Source organism: Mumia sp. ZJ430 (genome assembly GCF_011751845.1).
Taxonomy (GTDB): Bacteria; Actinomycetota; Actinomycetes; order Propionibacteriales; family Nocardioidaceae; genus Mumia.
The window spans coordinates 949,830-973,647 of sequence record NZ_JAAHFK010000001.1 but is presented as its reverse complement, the minus strand read 5'-3'; the positions used below and the strand labels follow the sequence as shown (position 1 = coordinate 973,647).

At 70.5% G+C, this 23,818-nt stretch carries 23 protein-coding genes; 5 read left to right on the top strand and 18 right to left on the bottom strand.

The features are described 5' to 3' along the window. The first annotated feature begins 98 nt into the window (after positions 1–98). Positions 99–1,211 carry a phosphoserine transaminase gene (serC, locus tag HCT63_RS04695; RefSeq protein WP_167001592.1) on the top strand — a complete coding sequence of 371 codons (1,113 nt, stop codon included), beginning with the start codon at positions 99–101 and terminating at the stop codon, positions 1,209–1,211. Positions 1,212–1,262: 51 nt separating this feature from the next. Here the strand turns inward: serC and HCT63_RS04690 are convergent, their stop codons facing one another. From HCT63_RS04690 to HCT63_RS04670, 5 genes are all read right to left on the bottom strand, one after another. Then, positions 1,263–2,153, bottom strand: coding sequence for a hypothetical protein (locus HCT63_RS04690; protein ID WP_167001591.1), 891 nt, complete (start codon positions 2,151–2,153; stop codon positions 1,263–1,265). 115 nt (positions 2,154–2,268) lie between these two features. Next, entirely contained in the window at positions 2,269–3,036 is a 768-nt protein-coding gene (locus HCT63_RS04685; RefSeq protein WP_167001590.1) for a maleylpyruvate isomerase family mycothiol-dependent enzyme, read from the bottom strand. A 52-nt stretch (positions 3,037–3,088) separates the two neighbouring features. Next, positions 3,089–4,504: an MFS transporter gene (locus tag HCT63_RS04680; RefSeq protein ID WP_167001589.1), complete on the bottom strand. Its 1,416-nt coding sequence runs from the start codon at positions 4,502–4,504 to the stop codon at positions 3,089–3,091. Beyond that, positions 4,501–4,914 carry a MarR family transcriptional regulator gene (locus HCT63_RS04675; protein ID WP_167001588.1) on the bottom strand — a complete coding sequence of 138 codons (414 nt, stop codon included), beginning with the start codon at positions 4,912–4,914 and terminating at the stop codon, positions 4,501–4,503. The genes HCT63_RS04680 and HCT63_RS04675 overlap by 4 nt, the downstream gene beginning before the upstream one ends. Before the next feature lie 131 nt (positions 4,915–5,045). Next, complete coding sequence (locus tag HCT63_RS04670) at positions 5,046–6,497, bottom strand: NCS2 family permease (RefSeq protein ID WP_167001587.1); 1,452 nt, start codon at positions 6,495–6,497, stop codon at positions 5,046–5,048. Between the two features lie 199 nt (positions 6,498–6,696). Between HCT63_RS04670 and HCT63_RS20365 the strand changes: the two genes are divergently transcribed. Then, on the top strand, positions 6,697–7,092 hold the full coding sequence (locus tag HCT63_RS20365; protein WP_243842881.1) for a DUF2530 domain-containing protein: 396 nt from the start codon (positions 6,697–6,699) through the stop codon (positions 7,090–7,092). 81 nt (positions 7,093–7,173) lie between these two features. On the opposite strand, the gene HCT63_RS04660 is transcribed toward HCT63_RS20365, so the two are convergent. The 12 genes from HCT63_RS04660 to HCT63_RS04605 all read right to left on the bottom strand — a co-directional run bounded on the left by HCT63_RS04660 (position 7,174) and on the right by HCT63_RS04605 (position 19,786). Further along, positions 7,174–8,739, bottom strand: coding sequence for an MFS transporter (locus HCT63_RS04660; protein WP_243842880.1), 1,566 nt, complete (start codon positions 8,737–8,739; stop codon positions 7,174–7,176). Next, positions 8,736–9,266, bottom strand: coding sequence for a MarR family transcriptional regulator (locus HCT63_RS04655; RefSeq protein WP_167001586.1), 531 nt, complete (start codon positions 9,264–9,266; stop codon positions 8,736–8,738). The genes HCT63_RS04660 and HCT63_RS04655 overlap by 4 nt, the downstream gene beginning before the upstream one ends. A gap of 124 nt (positions 9,267–9,390) precedes the next feature. Further along, a complete protein-coding gene (locus HCT63_RS04650) occupies positions 9,391–10,203 on the bottom strand; it encodes a DUF3027 domain-containing protein (protein ID WP_167001585.1) in 813 nt (270 codons plus the stop codon). Positions 10,204–10,259: 56 nt separating this feature from the next. Beyond that, entirely contained in the window at positions 10,260–10,655 is a 396-nt protein-coding gene (locus HCT63_RS20650; RefSeq protein ID WP_167001584.1) for a cold-shock protein, read from the bottom strand. A 57-nt stretch (positions 10,656–10,712) separates the two neighbouring features. Then, entirely contained in the window at positions 10,713–11,354 is a 642-nt protein-coding gene (locus HCT63_RS04640; protein WP_243842879.1) for an HAD family hydrolase, read from the bottom strand. A 303-nt stretch (positions 11,355–11,657) separates the two neighbouring features. Next, positions 11,658–14,276, bottom strand: a complete 2,619-nt coding sequence (locus tag HCT63_RS04635) for an ABC transporter permease (protein WP_167001583.1) — start codon at positions 14,274–14,276, stop codon at positions 11,658–11,660. Then, positions 14,273–15,013, bottom strand: a complete 741-nt coding sequence (locus HCT63_RS04630) for an ABC transporter ATP-binding protein (RefSeq protein WP_182397141.1) — start codon at positions 15,011–15,013, stop codon at positions 14,273–14,275. Before HCT63_RS04630 ends, HCT63_RS04635 begins: the two co-directional genes overlap by 4 nt. After that, positions 15,010–15,564 carry a PadR family transcriptional regulator gene (locus HCT63_RS04625; protein ID WP_167001582.1) on the bottom strand — a complete coding sequence of 185 codons (555 nt, stop codon included), beginning with the start codon at positions 15,562–15,564 and terminating at the stop codon, positions 15,010–15,012. The genes HCT63_RS04630 and HCT63_RS04625 overlap by 4 nt, the downstream gene beginning before the upstream one ends. Before the next feature lie 145 nt (positions 15,565–15,709). Next, positions 15,710–18,049 carry an endopeptidase La gene (gene lon / locus HCT63_RS04620; RefSeq protein WP_167001581.1) on the bottom strand — a complete coding sequence of 780 codons (2,340 nt, stop codon included), beginning with the start codon at positions 18,047–18,049 and terminating at the stop codon, positions 15,710–15,712. Positions 18,050–18,086: 37 nt separating this feature from the next. Further along, complete coding sequence (locus HCT63_RS04615; RefSeq protein WP_167001580.1) at positions 18,087–19,163, bottom strand: YihY/virulence factor BrkB family protein; 1,077 nt, start codon at positions 19,161–19,163, stop codon at positions 18,087–18,089. A gap of 57 nt (positions 19,164–19,220) precedes the next feature. Next, complete coding sequence (locus HCT63_RS04610) at positions 19,221–19,628, bottom strand: VOC family protein (RefSeq protein ID WP_167001579.1); 408 nt, start codon at positions 19,626–19,628, stop codon at positions 19,221–19,223. Next, positions 19,625–19,786 carry a hypothetical protein gene (locus HCT63_RS04605; RefSeq protein ID WP_167001578.1) on the bottom strand — a complete coding sequence of 54 codons (162 nt, stop codon included), beginning with the start codon at positions 19,784–19,786 and terminating at the stop codon, positions 19,625–19,627. The genes HCT63_RS04610 and HCT63_RS04605 overlap by 4 nt, the downstream gene beginning before the upstream one ends. An 87-nt stretch (positions 19,787–19,873) precedes the next feature. On the opposite strand from HCT63_RS04605, the gene HCT63_RS20355 reads away from it, so the two are divergent. Continuing rightward, positions 19,874–20,356 (top strand): CGNR zinc finger domain-containing protein, encoded by a 483-nt coding sequence (locus HCT63_RS20355; RefSeq protein WP_167001577.1) that lies wholly within the window; start codon positions 19,874–19,876, stop codon positions 20,354–20,356. Between the two features lie 83 nt (positions 20,357–20,439). Here HCT63_RS20355 and HCT63_RS04595 read toward each other — a convergent pair whose 3' ends face one another. Then, entirely contained in the window at positions 20,440–20,904 is a 465-nt protein-coding gene (locus HCT63_RS04595) for a type II toxin-antitoxin system PemK/MazF family toxin (RefSeq protein ID WP_243842878.1), read from the bottom strand. Between the two features lie 51 nt (positions 20,905–20,955). Between HCT63_RS04595 and HCT63_RS04590 the strand changes: the two genes are divergently transcribed. Beyond that, a complete protein-coding gene (locus tag HCT63_RS04590; RefSeq protein ID WP_167001576.1) occupies positions 20,956–22,821 on the top strand; it encodes a helicase-associated domain-containing protein in 1,866 nt (621 codons plus the stop codon). After that, positions 22,818–23,654: a thioesterase family protein gene (locus HCT63_RS04585; protein ID WP_208322266.1), complete on the top strand. Its 837-nt coding sequence runs from the start codon at positions 22,818–22,820 to the stop codon at positions 23,652–23,654. Before HCT63_RS04590 ends, HCT63_RS04585 begins: the two co-directional genes overlap by 4 nt. The last annotated feature ends 164 nt before the right edge of the window (positions 23,655–23,818 follow it).

The following is a 23,818-nucleotide window of genomic DNA, read 5'->3' as shown; positions in this document are numbered from 1 at the left end:
CGTCTCCTCGTCATGGGCAGCCTTTGCACCCCCCGACCGTGTCGTACGCGAGAGCTCATTGCACCTCGCCCCGCCGCGTGGCTCGGGCAGCAGCAAGAATGAGTCCCGTGCAGATCCCGAAGAAGCTCCTCCCGTCCGACGGCCGGTTCGGCTCCGGGCCGTCCAAGGTCCCCCACGACGCCATGCAGGCCCTCGCCACGTCGCCGCTGATCGGCACGTCGCACCGCCAGGCGCCCGTACGCTCTCTGGTCGGCTCGATCCGTGAGCAGCTTCGTACGCTCTACTCGCTGCCCGACGACTACGAGGTCGTGCTCGGCGTCGGCGGGTCCACCGCGTTCTTCGACGCCGCGACCTTCGGGCTGATCCGCGAGCGCAGCCAGCACCTCTCGTTCGGCGAGTTCGGGGCGAAGTTCGCCAAGGCCGCCGCCCGTGCCCCGTTCCTCGAAGAGCCGACCGTGCTCGCCAGCGACCCGGGCACGCACTCCGACGCGGAGGCCGAGCCAGGCATCGACGTGTACGCCTGGGCCCACAACGAGACCTCGACAGGGGTCACGGCGCCCGTCCGCCGTGTCGAGGGAGCCGACGACGACGCGCTGGTCGTCATCGACGGGACGTCGGCGGCGGCGGGCATCCCGGTCGACATCACCCAGTGCGACGTCTACTTCTTCGCTCCGCAGAAGGCGCTGGCCTCCGACGCCGGGGTGTGGTTCGCCGTCATGTCTCCCGCGGCGCTCGCGCGGGTGGAGGAGATCGCTGCCAGCGGGCGCTGGATCCCCGCGTTCTTGGATCTCGCCGCGGCGGTCGAGCACTCCCGCAAGGACCAGACCTACAACACGCCGCCGCTCGCGTCGCTGGTCTGGACCGACCACCAGCTGCGGTGGATCCACGAGAACGGCGGGCTCCCGTGGGCAGTCGCACGCTGCGAGGACTCGTCGTCACGCCTGTACGGGTGGGCCGAGCAGACCTCGTACGCGACGCCGTTCGTCGCCGATCCCGGCAAGCAGTCACCGACGGTCGTGACGATCGACCTCGAGGGAGTCGACGCCAAGGCGGTGACCGCCGTCCTGCGCGAGAACGGCATCGTCGACATCGACGGCTACCGCGGCCTCGGCCGCAACCAGCTGCGCATCGCGACCTTCCCGGCGATCGAGCCCGACGACATCTCGCTGCTCACGCGGTGCCTCGACCACGTCGTCGAGCACCTCGCTTAACGCCTCGCGAGTCGCTCCGGCGCGGCACGCGCGGGTGGTCGCCGGCGACCCTCAGTCGAGGTCGATGACACCGCTCGCCGGCGCGAGCATCGCGGCACGCTGGTCCTCGGGCAGCGTCACGCGGCGGATCGGCGAGGGGAGCCCTTCGCTGCCGATGAGCACCGAGGTGCCGTCGGGCTCGACGGCGAGCGACTCGCTCTGGCCGGTCTCGGGGACCGTCGACGACCAGGTCTCCCCCCACGTCGCGGCGTCGAGGACGTGGACGCCGAGGTAGGTCCGCAGGACGATGCCGGCGCCGTCGGGGAGATAGTCGCCGTCGGTCACCAGCGCGGGCACCTGAGCATCGGCGACGGGCTCGGCGACATTCACCTTCTTGGGGTCGAGCGTCTCGGGCAGGTGGTAGAGCTGTCCGCCGAGCAGACCCTTGGAGACGATCGACATGCCGCCTGCGGGGTCGGCGAGCAAGGCCTCGGCATCGGTGTTCCCGTCGGCATAACGGACCCGGTAGCGCTTCGGCTTGACCTGCTTCGTCCCGACCACCGGCTCGGTGAGCGCATAGAGCGCCACGGTGGACCGTACGGCGTCGTTGTCACCGATGTCGGCAACCCAGAGCCTGCCCGTACGGTCGATGGCCAGCGCCTCCACGTCGACGACGTTGAACCCCACGAGCCGCGTGGACCCGACGACCTCGCCCGAGGCCACCTCGATCGTGAACACCACCGGCTCGTTGCCGGAGTCGTTGACGGTGTAGGCGAGCGACGGGTCGCGCTTGCTGATGACGAGGGCGCTCGACTCCCGCAGACGGGCGTCAGTGATCGTGCTGACCTGCTCGATCGGCGGCTCGTCTGCGCGCGCCTCGCGCGCCAGCGCGGTCACGAGGACGATCACGAGGAGGACGACGAGAAGGCCAGGGATCAAGGCCCTGCGGTGTCGCGGATTCATCGACTCGGGGTCACTCCTGCTCGTGCTCACCACTTCGGAACAAGCCACTACCCCCGACGAACGAGAATAGCCCCTGGGCCGCCCCGCCGTACAGCCGCCGCGAGGTGCCCCGGCGTCATGTCCCGGCCTCGGCGAAGCGTCCTTCGAGCTCCTTGAGCAGGTCCTTGCGCCCGTCGAGCACGAAATCGGCCGGCCCCCTCCCCCACAGCCAGAGGTAGACCGCGTGCGGCGAGCCCTCGAGGCTCAAGTCGACCGGTGCGTCGTCATCCTTGCGGACCACGACCTCGTGATGGGAGAGAGCGAGCGTCCAGGCCCGGTCGTCCGCCACGATCCGGATCCGCGCGTCGACGGGGAAGCCCGTGAGCTCCTCGTCGTCGTCCCACCAGGGACCACCGACGAAGATGGTCAGGAACTCGTCGATGCCGTCGAGCGCGACCTCAGGCTCGATCGGTGTCACCTCGGTGCCCGCCGCCTGCTCGGCGTCGACGCGATGGACCGTGGCCTCCAGGGCCATCCGTCGGAACCAGAACCCGTTGGACCGGTCGTCGGGGAACCACGTGTGCCGGACCTCTCGAGGGCCGCGCTGCTGGAGCTCGGCGAGCAGCGTCGCGGTCTCCTCCGCAAGCAGGCGGCGTACGTCGCTCGTGTCGAGGCCGGTCAGCGGCCAGGGCGGCTCGCTCGCGGTACGCATCGACTCGACCTTGTGCCGGAAGACCAGCCCAACGTGCTCGAAGAGATCGCGCGCCGTCCAGCCGGGACACCCCGGCACCGCGGCGTCGAGGTCGTCGGTCACCTCGAGGGCGCGGTCGACCTCGATGCGGATCACCGCGAGGTAGAGGTCCCAGGGAAGGCGGTTCTCGGCGTCGTGCTGCCTCGGAGCCATGCCTCCAGCGTGCCACGCCGCTCGCGAGGCACCAGCCTTTCTCGCGTGCTGGTCAACGACGCGCGGAGCTCGCAGGCAACACGTCCGGTGCCGGATGGGGATCGTCCGCGGGCGCGGGCGGGCTCCCCGCCTCTCCGGCCTCGAGACGGCCGGCCTCGTCCAGCGCCTCGACCGCGTCCGTCGTACGGACGGCCGCACGGGGGTCGCGCGGGACGACGAGGATGCGGGGCCTGTGACGCAGGTCGACGTGTAGCTGCATGCCGGCGCGGAGCAGGTAGAAAGCGGTGGCCGCGAGGATGCCGACTCCGGCGACGAGCCCGCCGAGGATCAGCGTCCAGCGGGCACCAAAGGTCTCGCCGATCCATCCGATCACCGGGGCACCGAACGGTGTGCCACCCATGAACACCATGAGATAGAGCGCCGCGACCCGACCCCGCATCTGCGGGGTGACCGTGAGCTGGATGTAGGCGTTGGCCGCGGTGATCATCGTGAGGGCGCTCAGCCCGAGCAGGGGAAGGACGAGCGCGAACGCGAGGTACGTGGGCATGAGGCCGGAGGCGACCTCCACGACCACGAAGACGAGCGCAGCACCGACGACGAGACGGCGGGTCGGACGCTCGCGGCGGGCGGCCACCAGCGCACCGGCCAGCGAGCCGATCGCCATGATCGAGCCGAGCACCCCGTACGCCTGCGCGCCCTTGCCGAAGACCTCGGTCGCCATCAGCGCCGACGTCATCTGGAAGTTCATGCCGAAGGTCCCCACGAAGAACACCGTGGTGAGGATCAGGACGAGATCGGGTCTCGACCGTACGTAGCGGACGCCTGCACGCACGGCTCCCCTCCCGCGGGACGCGGGGGTCACCGGCCGCAGGTCACGGACCCGCAGGGCGACGAGCGAGAGGAAGACCGCGAAGTAGCTGATCGCGTTGAGCAGGATCACCCAGCCGGTCGCGACGACGCCCGAGCCCAGAGCGGCGATCATGAGGCCCGCGATCGCGGGGCCGATCATGCGGCCGGAGTTGAACGAGGCGCTGTTGAGGCCGACCGCGTTGGCGAGGTCCTCCTTGCCGACCATCTCGACGACGAACGACTGGCGCGCCGGTGCGTCGAAGGCCGTGCCGACGCCGAAGAGGAACGCGAGGACGTACACGTGCCACGCCTCGGCGACCCCGGTGATGGCCAGGATGCCGAGCAGCGCGGCCGGGACCGCCATCATGGCCTGGGTGATCATGAGGACGCGCCGCTTGGGGAAGCGGTCCGCGACGAGCCCCGCCACCGGCGAGAACAGCAGAGCCGGCAGGAGCTGCAGCCCGGTGGTGATCCCGAGCGCGGTGGCGCTGCCCGTGAGCGCGAGCACGAGCCAGTCCTGGGCGACACGCTGCATCCACGTACCGACGTTGGACACGAGGGCACCGCTGGCGTAGATGCGGTAGTTGCGGACGGACAGCGAGCGGAACGTGGGGCTCACTCGCTCACCACCAGCTTCTCGAGGAGCACGGTGGCATCGCGGAGAACCGCCCGCTCCTCGGTGGTGAGGGTGGAGAGACGGGCAGCCAGCCAGGAGTCGCGACGCGCACGCTCGGCGTCCAGCACGGCGACGCCTTCGGCGCTCAGGGACACGACGACCTGACGGCGGTCGGTCGGATGGGCCTGGCGCTCGGCCAGCCCCTTTTCGACGAGGCAGTTGAGGGTGCGGGTGGCCGATGGTGGCTGGACCTGCTCGATCGAGGCGATCGCCCCCGGGCTCAGCGGTCCGTGCTTGTGGAGCGTCGCCAGCACGGCCATCTGGTTCGGGGTGAGCTCGGAGTGCCGCTCCTGTCGGAGCCTGCGGTTCAGACGGGCCACCGAGGACGCAAGCTTCTGGGCATCGGTAGGCATACGACCATGATAGGTCGTTAGCGATGTTAATTAAACACGTTAACGAATGACCCTCCTCACGTACCATCCCCCGAACCACCCCGTCGGTGCGCGGGCGGCGCGGCCGACGAGGTGGTGCGGGTGGACGAGGGTCAGCTGATCCAGCGCGTGATCGGGTCGATCGCGAAGTAGAGCAGGAACATCGCCGCGACGATCCACATCAGCAGGTGGACCTCACGCGCCTTGCCTCGCACGACCTTGATCAGCACGAAGGTCAGGAACCCGGCGCCGATGCCGACCGTGATCGAGTACGTGAACGGCATCAGGGCGATCGTCAGGAATGCCGGGATCGCGAGCTCGACGTCCTTCCACGGGATGTCGATCACTTGCTGCATCATCAAGAAGCCCACGAGGACGAGAGCCGGCACGGCCGCCTCGTTCGGGATGTGCGCGACGACCGGCGAGAAGATCGTGGCCAGCAGGAACAGCACGCCGGTCACGATGGCCGCAAGGCCCGTACGCGCGCCGTCGCCGACTCCCGACGCCGACTCCACGTACGCGGTGTTGCTCGAGACGCTGGCAGCGCCGCCGGCGACCGCACCGAGCGAGTCGACGACGAGGATGCGCTGAGCGTTCTCGGGAGTGCCCTCCTCGTCGTTGAGCCCCGCCTCGGCACCGATCGCCGTCATGGTGCCCATCGTGTCGAAGAAGTCGGCGAGCAGGAGCGTGAAGATCAGCAGCACCGCGGTGATGGCGCCGACCTGCTCGAACGAGCCGAGCAGCGAGAAGTTGCCCAGCAGCGAGAAGTCAGGCAGATCGATGAACGAGTCGGGCATGCTCGGGACGTTGAGGTTCCAGCCCTTCGAGGTCGGGTCGCCGCCGGAGCCGCCGGTCTCGGTGATCGACTCGACGACGACCGCGATGACCGTCGTGACGAGGATGCCGATGAGGATCGCGCCGCGGACGCCGCGTGCATACAGGCCGATCATGAGGAGCAGGCCGATGCAGAACACCAGGACCGGCCAGCCCGAGAGCGTGCCGCCGACGCCGAGGCCGATCGGGGGCGAGGCGTTGCCGGTCGTACGGACGACGCCGGCGTTGACGAGTCCGACGAGGGCGATGAACAGGCCGATGCCGACCGAGATCGCCGTCTTCAGCGGCAGCGGCACCGCGTCGAAGACCGCCTTGCGGAAACCTGTCAGCACGAGGACCAGGATGATGAGGCCCTCGAGCACGACGAGGCCCATCGCATCGGCCCACGTCATCTGGCTGGCGATCGAGTATGCGACGAACGCGTTGAGCCCGAGCCCCGCCGCCATCGCGAGCGGGAAGTTCGCGACGGCACCCATGAGGATGCTCATCACGCCGGCGACGAGCGCCGTACCGGCCGCGACGAGCGCGAACGCCTGGGCCTGCGAGCCGCCACCGAGGTAGTTGCCCTCGGCGTCCTGGACCCCGGCGATGATGATCGGGTTGAGCACGATGATGTACGCCATCGTGAAGAAGGTGACGACGCCGCCGCGGATCTCGCGGCCGACGCTCGACCCTCTCTGCGAGATCTTGAAAAACCGGTCCAAGGTTCCGGTCGCGGTCTGGGTGGACATGACGCTCCTGACGGTACGAAGTAGGACTGTTCCCCCAGGGGGGTACTGTAAAGGCGTGGCTTCAGGCAAGCGAAAGTTGACATCGGACGCGTCATCGAAGCGTGGCCGTGGTCACAATGAGTCCCGCCGGGCCGGGGGCCGCCGCGCCGATCGTCCCGTGCCCGACGCCTCTCCCGCAACTCCTCCCGAGACGGTGGCGGTGACCCCGCCCAAGCCGGTGGCGGCGACTCCGCGCGTCGAGGCGCGCGAAGAGCGCGAATCCGCTCCACGCCGCCGCACCCGCGGCCTCGACAAACCTCAGGTCACTGAGCTCGAGATCGGGAGCACGGTCCACAAGGTCGTGCCCGATCCAAAGCCGCTGGACGTCGACGGCATCCGCACGATGACGGTCGGCTCGATCCTGTGGCTCGCGGCGCTGCTCGGGCTGCTCCCCTTCCTCGGCACGCTGCAGCGCAACGGTGACGTGTGGTGGCTGTGGACCTGTCTGGCCGGTTTCGGCCTGGGCCTCATCGGCGTCGAATACTGCCGCCGCCGCAAGGTCGCGCTCGACTCCGATACCGAGGCCGACGCCGACGCTGAGTTCGACCGCTCCTGACGCGGCACCGTCCGCACCCGCACCCCTGACACAACGAAGGGCCGCTCCCGTGCTCGGGAGCGGCCCTTCGTACGGCGTGCGTCAGGCGACTGGCTCGCGCTCGCGCTCGGCGTCCACCGGCTCCTCCTTGCGGAGCGTGGTCCGCAGCGGGACCTCCTTGATGAACGAAACCGCGATGAGCGCGATCACGGCGACACCGGCGGCCACGAGGAAGATCTCGCCCGTCGCGTCGCCGTACGCCATCCGTACGACGTCGGCGATCGGCTCGGGCATGTGGGCGAGGTCGAGCGTGCCGCTCGCGGCGGACTCCGACGCAGGGATGCCCAGCTGGTGCAGTCCGGCGGCGATCTTCTCCTTCACGCTCGAGGCGAGGATCGCTCCGAGGACGGAGACGCCGATCGTGCCGCCGAGGGAGCGGAAGAACGCCACCGCACCCGACGTCATCCCGACCTCGGTGATGTCGACCGTGTTCTGCACCGCGAGCACGAGGTTCTGCATGAGCATGCCCATGCCGAGGCCCATCAGCGTCATGAAGATCCACATCTGCCACAGCGGCGTCGCGTGGTCGATCGTGCCGAGCAGGCCGAGTCCGCCGATCAGCAGCGCGGCACCCGAGACGAGGAAGATCTTCCACTTCCCGTGCCGGACGATGAGCTGGCCCGACCCGATCGTGCCGACCAGCGATCCGAGCATGATCGGGATCGTGATGAGGCCTGCCTCGGTCGGCGAGTAGCTGCGCGCGACCTGGAGGTACTGGCCGAGGAAGACCGAGCTGCCGAACATCCCGATGCCGACCGCGATGCTCGCGACGATCGCGAGCGTCGTGGTCCGGTCGGTGAAGACCTTGAGCGGGACGAGCGGCTCGCGGACCTTCGACTCGACGAGGACGAACGCGGCGGCCGCGACGAGCGTCCCGCCGACGAACAGGGCACTCTGCCAGGAGACCCACTCGTACGAGTTGCCCGCGAAGGTCACCCACAGCAGCGGGAGGCTGGCGGCGATGGCGATGAGGACGGCACCGACGTAGTCGACGCTCACGTCCTTCACCAAGGTCGTCAGCTTGAGGTAGCGCTGGAGCACGAAGAGGCTCACCACGGCGAACGGGACGCACACGAAGAACGTCCATCGCCAACCGAGGGAGGAGTCGACGATCACGCCACCGACGAGAGGGCCGCTGACCGTGGCGAGGGTCATGACCGCACCCATGTAGCCGCTGTAGCGACCGCGCTCACGCGGCGGGATGATCGAGCCGATGATGGCCTGCGCGAGCGCCGTGAGACCACCCATCGCCAGACCCTGGAGACCGCGTGCGACGAGAAGCGTCGGAACGTCGTGGGCAAAGCCCGCGAGGACCGAGCCGACGACGAAGGCGATCAGCGCGATCTGGACCAGGAGCTTCTTGTTGAGCAGGTCCGAAAGCTTCGCCCAGATCGGCGTACTGACCGTCATCGCCAGCAGCGAGGTCGTGACGACCCACGTGTACTGCGACTGGGTGCCGTCGAGGTCGCCGATGATCGTCGGCAGCGCGTTCGCGACGATCGTGCTGCTGAGCATGGCGGTGAAGAGCGCGGCCAGCAGGCCGACCATCACCTCCATGATGGCGCGGTGGTCGAGCTCGTCTGGACTCTTGGGTGGAGCGGTGGTCACGAGGTGCGGTTCCTCTCGTTCGTACGGTCGAAGGCCGCAGCGGCGGACGCCACGACCGGGTCAGTGTCGAGGTGTCCCTCGAAGTGCTCGAGATCTAAAGCCAACCGGTCCGCGAACTCGTTGATCAGGTCGGCCATGCGCGCGGCCTCGGCGTCGTCCCAGTCGGCGAAGACCGACCTGACGAAGCCGGCGTACCTGCGCGTGGCGTCCTCGAGGCGAGCGCTGCCGTGGTCGGACAGGCGGATCAGGCCGACGCGCGCGTCGGCGGGGTCGCTCCTTCTCTCGACCAGGCCTTCCTGCTCGAGGGCGGCGATCTGGCGGCTGATGACCGACGCGGTCACGCACTGCGCATCCGCGAGGTCGCTCATGCGCTGCTCGCCGTGACGCTGGAGTCGTCGCAGCACGGTGTGATCCTGGCGTCGCATGCCGCCGTTGAGCCGCTCCCAGCGGTGGCTGGACGACCGCAGCGCCCGGCTGAGCTTGCCGAGGACGCCGACCATCCGTTCTGCCGTCTCGGTCGTGAGCATGCAGGGCCCGCCTCAAGGTTAGTTGGTTTTGCTATGCAACCTTAAAACGAATGCTTTCAGCACACAACTAATGAGGGCGCGATTCGTGTCACACCGACCCTGGCGGGCCGGAACGGACGAGGGGTCAGACGGGCTCGACGTCCGAGACGTCGTCGACGGTCACGGTGTCGTGCACCGGCGCCGGCCCGGGGCCGGTCTGGCGCTTTACGCGCGCCTCTGAGTGGGCACCGCAGCCGTGGTCGAACGACACGACCTGGCCGTCGTCGTTGGCCATGGCGTTGGCGCACACCCCGAACAACGATCCGAGCGGGGGGCTCAGCCAGACCATGAAGCCGCACGTGCGGCAGCGCCCGGGCGCCTGCTGGGTCAGGAGCGTGTCGGGGCCTCGAGAGCCGTCGTACCAGCGCTGAGCGGCAGCGTCGCGACCCTCGAGCGAGAGCACCTCGACGCGGCCGAGCCCGACCTCGTCCGCGATCGGGCGCACCGACGTCGGATCGACCTCGGCGTCGACCGCGTCGTCGCCCACGAACCACGCCGGCGCGAGGCGAGGATCGTTCTCCTCGGGCGGCAGGAGGTCACCGGGGTTCATGTCACCCGACCGCACGCGGTCCTTGTAGGGCGTCCAGACCGGCGAGACGATCGCGTCCTCACCCGGGAGGAGGACCACCTCGTCGACAGTGACCTTCTTCTGGCGCAGGGCGCGCGCCACCGTCACCGACCAGTGCCAGCCCCGGTAGCCGGGCATCGCGGCCGCGAACAGGTGCGTGACCACCCGGTCACCCTCGGCACGAGCACCGAGGTGCTCACCGACCTGCTTCTCCCCCACCTCGTCGACGAGCGCGGCACGCGCGACGTCGATCGCACCCGCCGCGACCGCGTCGAGCTTCGGCGCGCGGGCCGAGGACGCACGGGTTGGCGCAGTATGAGGGGCAGACATATGACCATTCTTCCGTACGTGGCAAGCCACCACCACGCAGGGTCGCCGGGCTGGGGTCAGGTCGCGAGCTCGTCGGCGAGCGCCCTCAGGAGCGCCGCCGTCTGTTTGGCCGTACGGCTCTCGGGGTGGCGGCCGGCACGGTACGTCTCGCCGACCCCGTCGAGGAGCCGGATCGTGTCCTCGACGATGACCGCCATGTCCTCGGCGGGCTTGCGGCGCGCCTTGGCCTGCTGCTTGGAGACCGAGGGCGTCGGGTCGAGCACGCGGACCTGAAGCGCCTGGTCGCCACGGCGTCCGGCGACGATGCCGAACTCCACGCGGGTGCCTGGCTTGAGCGTGGTCGCTCCCGCGGGCAGCGCGTCGGCACGGACGAAGACGTCCTCGCCGCCCTCGCGGCTCAGGAATCCGAACCCCTTCTCAGGGTCGTACCACTTGACCTTGCCAACAGGCACGGCTTGACCTCACCTTCGTCGCGCGTGGGCGGCGGTGCCGCGGGGACCAGGCCAAGCCTAGGCCACCTCGGTCGCAGGCCACACCGCGTCCAGATGGTCGGGCAGCTCGAGGAGCGTGGCGAGCACGATGGCCGCCCCTGCGGCGCCGAGCTCGTCGCGCGAGCACGGTCCGGTCGTGACGCCGACACCAGGGATCCCGACGAGCTCCGCCGCCTCCATGTCGTGCACGTGGTCGCCGATGTAGGCGACCGCTCCGAGCTCACGCAGGGCGTCTGCCTTGCCCGTACGCCACGCCCTCCCCCGGACCTCGTCGGCCTCGAGCCCGAGGTGGTCGAGGTGCCGCTGGGCGTCGGCAGAGTTCTTGGCGGTGATGACGGCGACCCGGCCGCCGCGTTGGCGGACCGCGTCGAACGCCTCGCGTGCTCCACCGAGGGGGGCGATCCGCGCCACGGCGATGTCGGCGTAGAGCGCACGATAGAGATCGGCCATCGCCGGGACGTCCGCGTCGGGGAACCAGTGCGCGAGCTCAGACTCGACGGGTGGACCGAGCCGCGAGACGACCAGGTCGGAGTCGAGGGGCACGCCGGTCCGCGCGGAGAGCTCGTCAAAGACGGCCTTGATCCCCGGACGCGAGTCGATCAGCGTCATGTCGAGGTCGAAGCCGAGGAGCGGGGAGGTCCCGAGATCGTGAGTGGGCACCCCCGCAGGCTACGCGGCCCTGCGCGCCATCACGACGACGCTAGCCTCACGACGAAGACTTGGGCTCCCTGCCCGCCGTGCGTTCCAGGCCGCTGGCAGTCGCGCGCCTGAGCGCGACGAGCTGGGCGATCCGGAGCCGTGCGGCCCGTCTTTGGCGTTCTGCAAGATCGATGTGCGACATCAGTGCCCCCTACACCTTGTGCCGTACCTTGTGACCACTGTAGACGTCGGTGCTACTCAGAATGTTTCCGTTCTCCGGTAACGGTTGCGTAACAGTGGGTGACGGGCTAGTGACTTCCAGCGTCATTGCGCGAGCCTCCGGGTGAGCGGAACCCGGCCGCGGGTGACGATCGCCGACGCCCCTGCGGCGATCAGCGGGACCACGAAGACGAGGGTCGCGAGGATCCCCCAAGGAATGTCGATGACCGGCCCGCTGCCGGTTCCCTCAAGCGCTCCCCACCGCCCGGAGGTCAGCGGCCAGGCCGCCGCGAGCCCGGGCGCGAAGCCCACGAGGACGCCGAGCAGTGCCCCGAGAACGCCGAGCACCACTGCCTGGGCGGCAGCGACTCCCCGACGAGTCCGAGGCCCGGCACCGACCGCCGCGAGCGTCGCGAAGTCCGGACGGGCGTCGGCGAGCGCCAGCCCGGTCGCGCTGAGCGTGCCGATGAGAACCGCGATGCCTCCGGCGCCGATCAGGAGCAGCAGCTGCACGGTGAACGTCCCGCCGAACCCCTGCTCGGTCCATGTGCTCTGCTCCCCGGGCAGCTCACGCAGGGCCGCACGGACGTCGCGGAGCTGCTGGTCCGAGAGGATGGAGTCGGCGATCGCCCTGCTCCGCTCGTACGGGACGGCCTGGGCCTGCGCGGTCTGCGGGGCGATCACGGCGAGCGCGACGACCGGCTCGCGCCCCTGCGGCACCGCCCCCATGCCGAGGTCGGCGGGAGAGGCATCGAGCGAGACCGTGCGCGAGTGGCCCGATGTCCCGTCGGCTGGTTGCTCGTCTACCGCAACCCTGACCCGCCCGCCCGCATCGAGCACGGAGGGTCCTGCGACCAGCGCGCCTCCCGTACGAAGGGTCTCGATCTGATCGGGCGTCAGCTCGACACCCCACGCAGCAAGCTCCTCGGCTGTCGCGACGGCGACCGACGTCGTCGCCCAGGGACCCCACTCCTCGGTCTCCACCGCGACGTCGGTCCACCAACCCTCGCCGGCCCTCTCGTTCCCGACTCGCCCTGCTGTCCCGATCGGCGTGAAGGCGACCCCCGCGGCTTCGCCGGCAGCTCGCGCTACCGCGTCGATCGGTCTCCCACCTTCGCTGAGCACCGTCGTCCCGACCGGATAGGTGAACTCGTACGACCGGCGGTCGTGCTCGAAGTCGCTCGCGTTCGCGATCGCGAGCGCGGTGAGACCGGCGACGGTCGCCATCACGGCCGCGATGGCAGGCGTGCTGCGGGATCGCTGTCGGGCAGTGTCGCGCACCGCCAGGCGAAGCGTCAGCGGCAGGCGTCCACCGACCCTGCCCACCAGCCCGATGACCAACGGCGTGAGGAACACGGTGCCGAGGACGATCGCGACCGTGCTGGCGGCGACCGCCGTCTCGCCACCAGGCTGGATCCCTGCGGTGAAGCAGACACCCAGCCCGACGGCCACCAGCGCGAGACCGACGAGCGGCCACCCGTTGCGCCGGCTCGGCGCCGCGCGGTGGCCGACGAGGGCGGCGGTGACGTCCTGGTTCGCGACCTGTCGCGCCGGAACCAGTGCCGCGAGCAGCGAGGCCACCACGCCAAGGACGACCGCCGCGGCAACCGCCGGCCACATCACGTCGTACGGCCCGAACCCCTCGTCGAACCATCGCGGCAGGACCGCGACAACGAGCGGAGACGCCGCGAGCCCGAGCGCGGCACCGACGACGGACGAGCCCGCGCCCAGGACCGCCGCCTGAGCGAGCACCGTACGGCGGACGTCGGCCGGCGTCCCGCCCGCAGCGGCCAGGAGCGCGAGGTCGCGGCGCTGGCGTCGCACTCCGACAGCGAACGCCGGACCCGCGAGCAGCACGACCTGCAGGAGCACCGCGGTCACGATGATCACGAGGACGGCTTGCTCGGTTGTGTCCTGCCCCGCGTTCCACGCGTCGAGGTCGTACCGGGCCGACGCGGGCGGCGGGTTCTCGAGGACGTGCCGCGAGATGACCCAGAAGCCTTCGCTGTTGAGGCGCTTGACGTCCTCCCAGGTGACGGGCGCGTCGCGGTCGACGAGGTACTCGTTCTCCACGCCGTTGCCCTCGCCGAGGTCGAACGTGCCGGGGAACCCGACGGCGCCGGACGCAAGGGGATACGGGTCGACCGACCCGAACGTCCCCACGCCGACCACGGTCACGTCCCGGCCGGCGACGTCGACCGTCGCGCCGAGCGCGGCGTCGAGGCGGTCGCGCAGGTGCGGCGTCAGGACGACCTCGCCGACACGCTCCGGCGTACGCCCGTCGGTGAGGTCGACGAGGCCGTCGGCCATCGGAGGTGTGGTGTCGACCTCGCGGAGCGGGCCGTCGGCGCGCCCGACGAAGGTGACGAACCTCGACCGCACCTCGAGGACCTCGGCTCCCGGCAGGACCGCGCGGACGCCGTCCGGGCCCGGGTCGGGCTCAGGGGCGCGGTCCTCGGCGCTCGAGCCGCCACCGTCTTGGCCGTCCGGCGACTGCTGGACGGGGAAGCCTTTCCACCACAGTTGCGCCTCGGACGATCCAAGCTGTGCGGGCATGGCCTCCAGCGGCGTCACGTCGTCGGTCGCATAGAGCGTGGACAGCATCACCGCGAGCATCACCGGCGTCCCGACCATCACCGCGACGAGAGCGCTGCGGCCCTTGGAGCGACGGACGTCGCGACGCGCCATGCGCAGCGCGAGCCACCAGCGGGCGAGGGCGCTCATGCGGGGGCCACTTCACCGAGACCGGCCAGACGGTCGCGCGCGGCGCCGTCGTCGACGACCAGTCCGTCACGCAGGAAGATGACCCGGTCCGCCCACGCGGCATGGCGTGGCTCGTGGGTGACGAGAAGCCCGCCCGCGCCTGCGTCGACGCGGCGGCGGAGCACGGCGAGCACCTCCTCGCCGGTCTCGGAGTCGAGCGCCCCGGTCGGCTCGTCCGCGAGGAGGACACGGCGCGGCCCGACGAGCGCACGCGCGATCGCGACCCGCTGCTGCTGGCCGCCGGACATCTCGTCCGGGAAGCGGTCGGCAAGGTGGGGCGTACCGACGTCGTCGAGGGAGCGCAGCGCCTCCGTACGGGCCTCGCGTGCGCGGACGCCGTCGAGCTCGAGCGGAAGCGCCACGTTCTCCGCGGCCGTCAGGGTCGGGATGAGGTTGAGGTCCTGGAAGACGAACCCAAGCCGGCGTCGACGTACGCGGGCGAGCTCGCTGCGGCCGTACGAGCGGAGCGCCCGCCCCTCGACGACGACCTCGCCGGAGGTCGGCGAGTCGAGACCACCGGCGATGTTGAGCAGTGTCGACTTGCCGGAGCCCGACGGCCCCATGACAGCGACCAGCTCGCCGGCACGCAGCGTCAGGTCGACGCCGCGCAGCGCGTGGACGGCGGCGGGCCCCTCGCCGTGGGTGCGGTCGACGCCGCGCAGCTCGAGCAGGACCTCCGGGTCCAGGGGTGCGGTCATCGCGCGGTCTCCTCTACGGGGTTGGTCGTACGGCGGCGGGCCCGGCGGATCCGGGCCTCCATGTGGTCGAGCCAGCGCACCTGGGCCTCGGTGGCGAAGATGGAGCGCTCGAGGACCAGCTCGCGGGCGAGGTCCTCCTTATCGAGGGCATCGCGCTTGAGGCGCGTGAGGGCTTGGAGGTGGCGCAGCGAGTCGGCCCGTTGCGCCTGCACCACGGCGGTGACGTCGACGTCGGGGAGGCTGATGCCCATCGCGACCTTGATCGTCAGCTCGTCACGCGGTTCGGAGTCTGGCGAGACGGAGGAGGTGAACCACTCCCCCACGGCGGTCCGCCCTTGCGCGGTGAGGCGGTAGACGATCCGCCCCTCCTCGTCCGCCTCGCCCTCGGGCTCCACGAGCCCGTCGCGCTGCAGTCGGCCGAGTGTCGTGTAGACCTGGCCGACGTTCAGCGGCCACGTGCCGCCCGTGCGTCGCTCGAACTCCGTACGCAACTGTGCGCCGTACATCGGCTCGTGCGACAGCAGCGCGAGCAGCCCTTGCCGGATCGACATCCGACCCCCTATACCGAGTATTCATCCTGGTAGAGAGATGTATACCGGGTATTGCACGGTCCGCGCAAGACGTGTGAGGCGTTCCCACCCGAAACGCCGCGATCCCGCCTCCGAGCGGAGACGGGATCGCGATACGTGAGGATCGTCAGGCTGCGGCCTGCGAGACCCCTTCGGCCGCCGGCTCCAACGCCTGGGCGACGATCTCGGCCACGTCCGTCATCGGACGGACGTCGATCGCCTCGCGGACCTCGACGGGGACCTCATCGAGATCGGGCTCGTTGCGATGCGGGACGAACACCGTCGTGAGCCCGGCCCGCTGAGCGGCGAGCAGCTTCTGCTTCACGCCGCCGATCGGCAGCACGCGCCCGTTGAGCGTGACCTCGCCAGTCATGCCGACTTCGGAGCGGACCTTGCGGCCCGTCGCGGCCGACACCAGCGCCGTCACCATCGTCACGCCCGCGGACGGACCGTCCTTGGGGATGGCCCCTGCCGGGACGTGGATGTGGACGTGGTGGTCGAAGAACGCCGGGTCGACCCCGAGCGCCTCGGCGTGCGAGCGGACGTAGGAGTGTGCGATCTGCGCCGACTCCTTCATCACGTCGCCGAGCTGGCCGGTGAGCGTGATGCCGGGCTTGCCGTCGGTCGGCGTCGCCTCGATGTAGAGGACGTCACCACCGAAGCCCGTGACCGCGAGGCCGGTCGCCACACCCGGGACCGCCGTACGCTCGTCGGACTCCGGCGTGAACCGCGGACGGCCAAGGTATTCCTTCAGGTCCGGCTCATCGACCACGACGGTCTCCTGCCCCGTCGCCCCGGCGAGCTTCGTCGCCACCTTGCGGAGAATCTTGGCCAGCAGCCGCTCGAGCTGCCGCACACCCGGCTCACGGGTGTAGTCGGCGACGATCTTCGCGAGCGCCGCGTCGGTCAGCGAGACCTCGTCGGCGTCGAGCGCAGCGCGCTCCAGCTGGCGGGGCCACAGGAAGTCGCGAGCGATCGCGGCCTTGTCGTCGGCGGTGTAGCCGTCGAGGGTCACCAGCTCCATGCGGTCGAGCAGTGCCTGCGGGATCTGCTCGACAACGTTGGCCGTCGCGAGGAACAAGACGTCGGACAGGTCCAGGTCGAGATCGAGGTAGTGGTCGCGGAACGTGTGGTTCTGCGCCGGGTCCAGGACCTCGAGCAGCGCGGCCGACGGGTCACCCCGGAAGTCGGCGCCGAGCTTGTCGACCTCGTCGAGCAGCACGACCGGGTTCATCGAGCCGGCCTCGTTGATCGCACGGACGACACGGCCCGGGAGCGCCCCGACGTACGTCCGCCGGTGACCGCGGATCTCGGCCTCGTCGCGGACGCCACCGAGGGCGACGCGGACGAACTTCCGGCCGAGGGCGCGGGCGACGGACTCACCGAGCGACGTCTTGCCGACTCCGGGCGGCCCGGCGAGCACCATGACGGCACCCGAGCCGCGACCTCCGACGACCTGCAGACCACGCTGAGCGCGGCGCGCACGGACCGCGAGGTATTCGACGATGCGGTCCTTCACGTCGTCCAGGCCGTGGTGGTCAGCGTCGAGCACGGCGCGGGCGCCGTCGACGTCGTCGTTGTCGTCGGTCTTCACGTTCCAAGGGATCTCGAGGACCGTGTCGAGCCACGTACGGATGTAGCCGGTCTCCGGGTTCTGCTCGGAGGACCGCTCGAGCTTGTCGACCTCGCGCAGCGCCGCCGTACGGATGGTCTCAGGCAGGTCGGCGGCCTCGACGCGCTCGCGGTACGAGTCGGCGCCGTCGGGCTCGTCCTCACCGAGCTCCTTGCGGATCGCGGCGAGCTGCTGACGGAGCAGGAACTCGCGCTGCGTCTTGTCCATGCCTTCACGGACATCCTCGGCGATCTTCTCGGCGACGTCGGCCTCGGCGATGGCGTCCTTCGTCCAGGCGAGGAGCGTCTCGAGCCGCTCGGCCGTGTCCGGGGTCTCGAGGAGCTGACGCTTCTGGACCTCGGTGAAGTACGGGGCATAACCGGCCATGTCGGCCAGCGTCGAGGGATCAGTGACCTTGTTGACCATGTCGACGACCTGCCACGCGTCACGGCGCTGCAGGTTGGCGATCACAAGGGACTTGTACTCCTTGGCGAGCTCGGGGATGCGCTCGTCGTCGAGACCCTCGTCGACCTCCTCGGCCTCCACCCACAGGGCAGCGCCGGGGCCGGTGACGCCGGTGCCGATACGGGCACGACGGTGGGCCTTGAGGACGGCGGCGGACTCACCGGTCTGGGTCCGCCCGATCTGCACGATCTCGGCCACGACGCCGAACGAGGCGTAGCGGTCCTCGAGCCGGGGGGCGACCAGGAGCCGGTCGTCGGAGCTGGCACGCGCGGCATCCACCGCGGCGCGGGCGGCCTCGTCGAGCTCGATCGGGACGACCATGCCGGGAAGAAGGACGGGCTCGGTCAAGAACAGGACGGGCAGCTGCTGGGGGGCGTGAGCCTCAGTCATGAGCAACCTTTCAAAGTTGAGCGTGCTCTACTCAACTTCAATGAGGCTTGGCTTGTTCCCCTTCGGCGGTCGATTCCGTTCGCCGCGGGCGAACACGGTCGTGGCGCTCCGGACTCGGCGGCGGAAGCTCGACGCGGTGCCGCTCCTCGGGCCGGCCGAACATGACCCGGATCGACTCGAAGCCCTTGTGACGCTGCGCCTTGGCGTAGTCGGAGTATGCGCGCTGGTCGGCCTTGGTGAGGGTGACGTTGTCCGTGAACGGCGTGAGCAGCGCGCGCGGATAGAGGCGCTTGGTGCGGACGACGTTGATCTGGACCCCGATCATGGCCATCACGGCGCCGATGTAGATCAGTCCCATCATCCCGAGGACGACGGCGAAGACCTGGTTGAGGTTGTTGGAGCGGGCGATCACGTTCTGGACGTACGCGGTGCCGGCCAGCTGCAGCCCCTGCCAGAGGATCGCCACCGCGAACGCGCCCGGTGCGGCCGACCGGAAGCTGTGCTTGCGCGCCGACGCCATGAGGAAGAGGACCGTGAAGGCGAGGCCGCTCAGCACCAGCGTGCCGCCACGCGCCAGCCACCCGGCCCATTCGTGCTCGTCGGAGAACCACGGGTTGGTCGACAAGAATGCCGTGAGGCCCGCGATCACGAGGATCGAGAAGCCGGCAAAGCCAAGCATCACCAGACTGCGCCCGCGGCCCACGAACGGGTTGGGGCGAGCGTTGCGCGGCACGGCCCACGCGACGTTCATGGCGAACTGCGAGGACTGACCGAGCCCCAGAACCCCGTACAGCGCAACGAGAGCACCGAAGATCACCGCCGTCGCGGAGCCCGTCAGCCCCTCGGTGCTCTCGATCTGGTCGCCGATGATCGGGAAGCTGCCGATCGCGGTGTCGAGGAGCTGCTCACGCAGAGCCTCATCGTTCTGGAGAAAGAAGCCGAGAATGCTCGACCCGATGAGCAGCAGAGGGAAGATCGCAACGAAGGCGTAGTAGGTGACGGCCGCCGCGAGGTAGTTGCTCGAGTCGTCGAAGAACTTGTAGACGACCGCGATGGGGAAGCCGACGAACGGGTGGGTCCGCTGGTAGCGGTCGATCCGGTCGGCAACTGACACTCCGCAAAACTACCCGCTCGGAGGATCGCGCGGGTTGACACCACCCCTTGGCCGCCGCTAGGACGCCGGCATGCAGGTGCAGAGACAGAACGGATGGCCCGCAGGATCCGCGTAGACACGGAAGTCCCGATCCTCCAGGCCGCTCGGCGGGGTGACCGGATCGAGCGGTGTCGCGCCGAGGGAGATCGCGAGCGCGTGCGGACCCTCGTACGCGTCGACGAAGAGGTCGAGGTGCGCCTGCTGCGGGGCTCCATCGGGCCACTGGGGCGGCTCGTGGTGGGCGACACGCTGGAAGGCCAGCCCCTTGCCCGGCCCGTCCAGCTCGACCCAGCCGTCGCCGGAGTCCGCGATGAACTCCGCCCCGAGGAGGCCGCCGTAGAAGGTCGCGAGCGCGCGCGGGTCTGCGCAGTCGAGCACGTACAGGCCGAGGCGGACGCCGGTCTCGATGTGCGCGCCGACGCTCATACGACGCATCCCCTCGCGCGCAGCGGCCGCGGCGCGCGTGCCGGGCTGACCCCCGCACGGCGGGCGTCCGTCGGAGCCGGTCGCTGAGCGACCGTGCGCCGCCGCTCGTCTCGCTCCAGGAAGTCCTTCGTGATCAGGTACGACGCCCAGGGATGCATGGTCTCCTCCTCGATCCAGTAACTCCTTAACTCACTTTGCCAGTTACGGGGTCAAGATGCAACCGTCTAACGCGTTATGCTGGTTTCATGAGCCCGTACGCGCAAGCAGCCGGCGATCCGGCCGACCGGGTCGTGGCCTTCCTCAACACGCTCGACGTCGAGGACGGGATCGACGACCTCGAATCCGTCGCGTCGTACGCCGCGTGGTCGGGCCGCGACCAGACTCGGTCGACGCTCGACCAGGCGCGCCGCCTCCGCGACCAGCTGCGCGCCCGGGCCGCGGGCGCGCCCTCCGTCGACGCCGTCACGATCAGGGTGGACGTGGTGCTCGACGACGAGGTCGCGCTGCGGGGGGAGACCGTCGCTGCCGAGATCGCCATCGCCGTCGCGCGGCTCTCGATCGAGGGACGCCTCGGCAGGGTGAAGATCTGCCCGGCCGGCGACTGCCGGTGGGCCTTCTACGACCACTCGCGCAACCAGTCGCGCCAGTGGTGCTCGATGCAGGTCTGCGGCAACCGCGCGAAGGTCCGCCAGCATCGCGAGCGGTCGGCGGCGCCGACGCACGGCTGACCGTACGGTGTCCGTCTCAAAAGGCTGTTCGGGCTCGTACGGACAAAAGTCCGCGCCCGCCCGCGCACAGATCCGCTGACCGCTCAGCGCACGTCGGCGTGCTGACGGACGCCCGCCACGACCTCGTCGAAGCGCGCCCGGTCCAGCACCGCGCCCTCGCGGCGCACGGCTGTGGCATCGACCGTGATCAGACGGTCGAGCCGCACCTCGCTGGGCCGGCCTTGCCGGTCCCAACCGCCGGACCCGATGTCGATCCAGTAGCGACCCCACCGCGCCTCGTCGGCGGCGTCACGGTCGTGGTCCTTGCTCGTGAGCATGACGCCGACGAGCGCGGCGCCGCGTCGGCCGACGAGCAGGACCGGCCGGTCCTTGCCCTGGCGCGGATCGTCCTCGTACGGGACCCACGTCCACACGATCTCGCCGGGATCGGGCCGGCCGTCGGGCTTCGGGTCGTACTGCATGACGAGGCCGGACGACCCCGGCGACGGACGACGGGAGGGAGCAAGCACCGACGCGAGCCGACCGAGAAGGTCGCGAGTCCTGGACATGACCGCACTGTAGTGCGGGGCGGCGCCCGCGCCCGGACTACCGTGGTACGGATGAGCGAGACCGACACCACCCCGCGTACGCTCGCCGACGACCTCCGGGCTCGCGGCGACGATGCGCTCGCGGTGCTGCTGCGGGCCCGCCCCGACCTCGCCACCCCGACGCCGTCCGACATCGGACAGCTCGCCTCACGGGCCGCGTCCCGACCGTCCGTCGCGTGGGCGCTCGACCGGCTCGACCTCGCTCACCTGTCGACCCTCGCGGCGATGTCCGCACTCGAGCCACCCGTCACCCTCGCTGCGCTGCGCCGCCAGGTCGACGCCGACGACGCCCGCATCTCCGCGATCGTGGCGAGACTGCACGCGAGCGCGCTCGTGTGGGGCAGGCCCGACGGCTGGCACGTGGTCCGCGAGGCGCGTGACGCGCTGAGGGTGCTCGGACCGCGAGGCCCGTACGACGGCCCGCCTGCGCTGCGGACCCGCGAGGTCGACGACCGGCGCATGCGGCACGCGAGCGCCGGCTCGGTCATGGAGCTGCTCCAGCGCGTCGAGCACCTGCTGGCGACCTGGGGCGAGCAGCCGCCTCCCGTGCTGCGCTCGGGCGGCCGCGGCGTACGCGACGTGCGCAACGCCGCCTCACTGCTCGGCGTCGGCACCGACGAGGTCGAGTTCCTGCTCGACCTGACCCAGGCGGCACGCCTCCTCGGCCGGGCCATCCATGCGGCCAACGGCGAGGTGTGGGCGCCGACGACGGTCTTCGACGCGTGGCGGGAGAAGCCGCCGGCCGACCGCTGGATCGCCCTCACCTCGGCCTGGATGAGCCAACCGGGCCGTCGCGTGCGCGCGCAGGTGCTCCGGACGCTCGCCTCGGCCGACAGCGCCGCGTACACCGACGTCGAGGACGTCGTCGATGCCGTCGCGTGGCACCTCCCCCGCGCCGAAGAGGGCCGCGACGACCTCGTACGGCGCACGCTCGTCGAGGCCACGTGGCTCGGCGTGGTCGCACTGGACGCCCTCTCGCCCGCCGGGGCCGTCCTCGGACTGCCAGACGCACGCGACGTCGTCGATCGCCTCTTGCCCGGCTCCGTCACCCATGTCCTCGTCCAGGCCGACCTCACCGCGGTGGCCCCCGGCCCGCTCGAGCCCGCACTCCGCGCCCGGCTCGAGGACGTGGCGGTCGTGGAGTCGCGTGGCGGCGCCACTGTCTACCGGTTCACGCCTGCCTCGCTGCGCCGCGCTCTCGACCTCGGCTGGCCGGCCAGCGAGATCCACGCGTTCCTCACAGAGATCTCGGCGACGCCGATCCCGCAGCCGCTCACCTACCTCGTCGACGACACCGCACGGCTGCACGGACGGCTCCGTCTCGGTGACGCCGCCTCGTACCTCCGCGCGGACGACCCCGCCGAGCTGGACGCGCTGCTCGCCGACCCGACGCTCGGCCCCACGCTCCACCGGATCGCCCCGACCGTGGTCGTCAGCACCGTCCGCGCCGAGCTCCTCGCCGAGCGTCTCGCCGCGTCGGGACGCCAGGCGGTGGCCGAGGAACCCGGCGGGGTCCTGCGCGTCCATCGCCGCGACCTCGTACGCGCCGAGGCCGTCGACGTCGGCCTGCGACCGCCGCCGGACCCAGCCGAGGCCGTCGCCGCCCTCCGGGCGGGAGAGATGGCCGCGTCGCTGCGCCCCGCCGACGGCCACGACGATCAACGAGGCTCGCTCGCGACGATGGCGCAGCTGCGCGAGGCCGCCGAGGCCCAACAGCGGATGTGGGTCGCCTACATGGACCAGGCCGGCACCCGTACGGAGCGCGTGGTCGACCCCTTGCGGGTGGACGCGGGGTGGCTCACCGCCTTCGACCACCGCACGCAGAAGGTGCAGCGGTTCGCGGTCCACCGCATCGTCCAGGTAGCGTCCGCGCCGTGACCTCTGCCACCTCACCAGCCGCCGTCATGCTCCCCGACCTCCCCGCCGACAGCTTCTACGAGCAGGTCGGCGACGCCAGCTTCCTCTCGACCGCGGCGACCGAGAGTCCCTGGGACGCGCGGGCACAGCACGGCGGCCCGCCTTCGGCGCTGCTCGGACGCTGTCTCGAGGCGAGTGTCGGCGACGAACCCCTGACGGTTGGCAAGATCGACGTCGACTTCCTCGGCCCGATCCCTCAAGGGACGTGCGACGTCGAGGTGACGGTGCTCCGCCCGGGCAAGCGTGTCCGGCAGGTCCAGGCCACAATGAGCGCGGACGGCCGCACGGTCGTCACCGCGCGCGCTTGGCTCATCGCGTACGAGGAGGACCGGGCGCCGAGGTCCGGAGTCGCGGTGCAGCCACCTGAGCTCCCTGACCCGCAGCCCCAGCTGACGGTCCCGGGCACTCCGGCCGCGTGGGGGTACGGCCGCGCGGTGGAGTGGCGGTTCGTCGAGGGGCGCCTCGGCGGAGGCGACGAGGAACGCGCGCGGGTCTGGGGACGCATCCGCGTGCCGCTGGTCGCGGGCGAGGAACCGACCGGGCTGCAGCGCCTGCTCACGCTGGCCGACTCGACGAACGGGATCAGCGCGCAGCTCGATGTGCGCGACTGGCTGTTCGTACCGCCGGGCATGGGGGTCACCCTCCAGCGGGTGCCTGCATCGGACTGGATGTACTTCGACGCCACGTCGCACGTGCAGCCGCGCGGCACCGGGGTGGCGCACGCCGTCGTGTCGGACGGGGATGGCCTGTGCGGCTACGTCAGTCAGCCGCTGCTGGTCGCTCCCCGCAGCTGACCTGACCTGGACAGACATCACCCTCGCCGCGCCGGGGGGAACAGCGGCGAGGGTGACGATGTGGGTAACAAGCATTGATCTTGCTACTGCTTACATCTTACCGACGGGGCCGTCATGTCCAAAGTGATCTACAGCGCTTACCGATCTCCGTCCCCCGGCTACCA